Below are 4434 nucleotides of genomic sequence, written 5' to 3' on the forward strand. Positions count from 1 at the left end.
TCCGCACCGGGTGCCGCCGAACCGGGTCGGCGTCGTCGTGGCGCCCGCCGACGGCGAGGTCGCGCTCGTCGACACCGCGGTACCCCCGGCCGAACTCGGACTGGGCAACGAACCGTTGCCGCGCGTGAGCATCTTCCTGTCGGTGCTCGACGTGCACGTGCAGCGCAGCCCCGTCGGCAGCACCGTCCGCAAGGTCGTGCACCAGCCGGGCAAGTTCCTCTCCGCCGATCTGGCGGACGCGAGCGAGGTCAACGAGCGCAACAGCATGCTCCTCGAGACCCGTGACGGCCACCAGGTCGCCGTCGTCCAGATCGCCGGCCTGCTCGCCCGCCGGATCGTGTGCGACGCCGGTGTCGGCGACACCCTGCCGATCGGCGACACCTACGGCCTGATCCGTTTCGGCTCCCGCGTCGACACCTATCTGCCGGCCGGAACAACCCTGCTCGTCGAGCGCGGGCAGCGCACCATCGGTGCCGAAACCGTCATCGCTCAGCTCCCGTGAATCCCCCGCTGACCACCCCCGAACCGGAACGCAAACGCCGCGGACGACCCCAGGCGGTGCGCCTGCTGCCCAGCGTCATCACGATCCTGGCGCTGTCGGCGGGTCTGTCCGCGGTGAAATTCGCGCTCGACGGCGAGCTCGGCACCGCGCTCGGCATGATCGGCGCCGCCGCGGTCCTGGACTCGCTCGACGGGCGCATCGCGCGGCTGCTCGATGCCACCAGCAAGATCGGCGCCGAACTCGACTCGCTGTCCGACGCGATCTCGTTCGGCGTCGCCCCCGCCCTCGTGCTGTACGTGACGTTGCTCGACGGCAGCGCGTTCGGCTGGATCATCACGCTGCTGTACGCGGTGAGCATGGTGCTGCGCCTGGCGCGGTTCAACACTCTCCTCGAGGACGACAGCGTTCCCGCGTACGCACGCGAGTACTTCGTCGGCGTGCCCGCCCCCGCGGGTGCGCTCGTCGTGCTCTCCCCCATCGCCGCGTACATCCAGTGGGGCGACGGCTGGTGGACCTCCTATCCCGTGGTCGCGGCCTGGACCCTGCTCACCGCAGCGCTCGTCGTCAGCACGATCCCGACCCTCGCCATGAAGTCGGTGTCCGTGCCGCCGCGCCTGGCCGTGGTCCTGCTGGTCCTCGTCGCGCTCGCCGCGGCCGCGCTCGTGACCTACCCGTTCGTGCTGATGCTCGTGCTCGTCGCCGTGTATCTCGCGCACATCCCGTTCGCGGTCCGCTCCAAGCGGTGGGTCGCGGCGCGCCCGGAAACCTGGGACATCAAGCCGTCCGAACGTCGCGCGATCCGTGCCGAGCATCGCGCGTTGCGGCCCCGCCGCGTCGTGATCCGCCGCACCGCGGCGCCCGCGGATCGTTCCTCGGCGCGCCTCGGGCTACGTCGCCCGCGTGGACGGTGAGTACGTTCTAGGCTCGGCGGGGTGACCACCGCTGAACTCGTGCTGACCGTCCGGCTCAACACCTCCGCGGCAGACGCACGCCGCGGCGTCGTCCGCCTGCACCCGGAAGCGCTGACCGCGCTCGGACTGCGCGAATGGGATGCGATCGCGCTGGTCGGCTCCCGCCGGACCGCGGCCGTCGCCGGACTCGCCCCCGCCGGTACCCCCACCGGCACGATCCTGCTCGACGACGTCACGATGTCGAACACGGGCATGCGCGAGAACGCCACCGTCGTCGTCGCACCCGTCACCGTGTACGGCGCCCGGTCCGTCTCCGTCACGGGGTCGTCGCGGGCCACCCACTCCATCAGCGACACGACCCTGCGCCAGGCGCTGCTCGGGAAGGTCGTCACCGTCGGTGACGCCGTGTCGCTGCTGCCCCGCGACCTCGGTCCCGGGACGAGCAGCGCCGACACCACACGCACCCTGTCGCGCACGTTCGGCGTCGCCTGGACCTCGGAACTGCTGACGGTGACCGCCGTGGACCCGGCCGGACCGGTCAGCGTGCAACCGAACACCGCGGTGACCTGGGGAAGTCACCCCGGGACGCCCGCGCCGAACGCACCCGCGCTCGCCGGCACCGAAGCGGGATTCACCGCGCCGGAACGCGCTGCCGCACCGCCGCCGGAAGACCTGGTCGGTGTGCAGGCCCAGGTCGCGCGGCTCACCGAATGGCTGAAACTGGCACTCGACGAACCCGACCTGCTGCGCACCCTCGGCGCGTCCCCGCACCTGGGAGTGCTCGTCACCGGTCCCGCCGGAGTCGGCAAGGCCACGCTGGCCCGCGCGGTCCTGGCCGACCGGAAGGTCGTGGAGGTCGACGGCCCCGGGGTCGGTGCGCTCGCCGCCGACGAACGGCTCCGTCGCGTGGGTGCCGCCGCCGACGCCGTGGCCGGCGGTGGCGTGCTGCTGATCACCGACATCGACACGTTGCTCCCCGATCCCGCGGAACCGGTGTCGACGCTGATCCTCGACGTGCTGCGCCGCGTCGTCGACACCCCCGGCGTCGCGTTGATCGCTTCGACCGCGCATCCCGATGCGGTCGATTCGCGGCTGCGTTCCCCCGAGATCTGCGACCGCGAACTCAACCTGCCGCTGCCCGACGGCGCGACCCGCCGGGCGCTGCTCGAGGTGCTGCTACGCACCGTTCCGTCCGAGGGGCTCAAGCTCGACGCGATCGCCGCGCGCGCCCCCGGGTTCGTCGCCGCCGATCTCGCCGCTCTGTGCCGGGAGGCGGCGCTGCGGGCGGCGTCCCGGGCGAGCCGCGACGACACGGATCCGGTGCTGCTGCACGACGACCTGCTCGGCGCGCTCGAGGTGATCCGTCCCCTCTCGCGCTCGGGTACCGAGGAACTCGCGATCGGCAGTGTCACCCTGGACGACGTCGGCGACATGGTCGAGACCAAGCAGGCCCTGACCGAAGCCGTGCTGTGGCCGCTGCAGCATCCCGACTCGTTCGCGCGGCTCGGCGTCGATCCGCCGCGCGGCGTGCTGCTGTACGGGCCGCCGGGCTGCGGCAAGACGTTCCTGGTCCGCGCGCTGGCGAGCACCGGGCATCTGAGCGTGCACGCGGTCAAGGGCGCCGAACTGATGGACAAGTGGGTCGGTGCCTCCGAGAAGGCCGTACGCGAACTGTTCGCCCGGGCTCGCGATTCGGCGCCGTCGCTGATCTTCCTCGACGAGGTCGACGCGCTCGCACCCCGGCGCGGTCAGAGTTCGGATTCGGGGGTGGGCGATCGGGTGGTCGCAGCCCTGCTCACCGAACTCGACGGCGTCGAACCGCTGCGTGACGTCGTGGTGCTCGGTGCGACGAACCGACCCGATCTCATCGATCCGGCGCTGCTGCGGCCCGGTCGGCTGGAACGCCTCGTGTTCGTGCCGCCGCCGGACGCCGAGGCCCGCGTCGACATCCTGAAGACGGCAGGCAAGTCCGTCCCGCTCGCCGACGACGTCGATCTCGAGGCACTCGCCGAGGACCTGGACGGTTACTCGGCGGCGGACTGCGCGGCGCTGCTGCGGGAGGCCGCGCTCGCCGCGATGCGCAGAAACGTCGACGCTGCGGTCGTCACCGCCGAGGATGTCGCGACTGCGCGCACCGCGGTGCGGCCGTCGCTGGATCCCGCGCAGGTCGAGCACCTGCGCGCGTACGCGGAGAACCGCTGATGGCCACCCTCACCGCGGCCCGCGTCGACGCTCCGCTCGCGGCACTGGCAGGCCTGTGCGCCGCGGCTCTCGCCGGGGTCGTCCTGACCGTCGACGGTGCCGTGACGGTCGCTCCCGTCCACCACGACAGCACCCCGATCGTCGCGGCGGTACTCGCGGTGGTCGCGGTGGCGGGTCTGCAGCATTCGGGGTCGCGGCGCACCGGTTGGGCAATCGCCACCGGCTGCGTGCTGGTGCTGGGTTCCATTCGCTACATCGCACCGTCCGACGCCGCCGCGGACACGCAATCCGCACTGCAGATCGTGGTCGCGGCAACCGCGGGCATCCTGCTCGGCGCGGCGGTCGCCGCGACCTGGGGGCGCGTCGGCGGGCAATGGGCGGTCGTCGCCGGTGGCTGGTCGGCGTTTCTCGCGGCGGCTGCGGCCGGGAACGGACGACCGTTCGAGTCACTGCACTGGACGGTGCCGCAGTGGCTGCTCGCGATCGCGCTGGTCACGGTCGTGGCCGCGGCGCTCGTCGCGCAGCCCGGCATGCGGGTGCAGCGGGCCGATCCGCGGATGTGGACGGTCGCGGTCGGTGCGGCGCTGGCCCTGTCCGTCGGATACCGCCTGCTCGCCGACCGGGTCGACGCCGAGGCTGCGTCGTCGACCGTGCGGATGTGGCTGTTCACCGGGGGCGCCCTGCTGCTCCTGGTCATCGGCGCCGAGGTCGCGGCACGGTTCCTGCCGCCCGGCGACGGCGCCTTCCCGATGGCGGTCACCGGCGCGATCGTCACCGCCTACCCGCTCGTCGTCGCGCTCGGCGGGCCGGACGTGTCGG

Annotated in this window: 4 protein-coding genes; all 4 read left to right on the forward strand. The window is 72.6% G+C overall.

The features are described 5' to 3' along the window. Positions 1–502, forward strand: a 502-nt coding sequence (locus tag ACN675_RS27815) for a phosphatidylserine decarboxylase (protein ID WP_420753887.1), incomplete at its 5' end; no start/stop codon positions are given. Continuing rightward, positions 499–1413, forward strand: a complete 915-nt coding sequence (locus tag ACN675_RS27820; RefSeq protein WP_420753888.1) for a CDP-alcohol phosphatidyltransferase family protein — start codon at positions 499–501, stop codon at positions 1411–1413. The genes ACN675_RS27815 and ACN675_RS27820, both read left to right, overlap by 4 nt. A gap of 21 nt (positions 1414–1434) precedes the next feature. Further along, positions 1435–3615 (forward strand): AAA family ATPase, encoded by a 2181-nt coding sequence (locus ACN675_RS27825; protein ID WP_420753889.1) that lies wholly within the window; start codon positions 1435–1437, stop codon positions 3613–3615. Next, the coding region (locus ACN675_RS27830; protein ID WP_420753890.1) for a hypothetical protein at positions 3615–4434 on the forward strand (820 nt) is incomplete at its 3' end. The genes ACN675_RS27825 and ACN675_RS27830, both read left to right, overlap by 1 nt.

This window comes from Rhodococcus sp. O3 (genome assembly GCF_048897285.1).
Taxonomy (GTDB): domain Bacteria; phylum Actinomycetota; class Actinomycetes; order Mycobacteriales; family Mycobacteriaceae; genus Rhodococcus.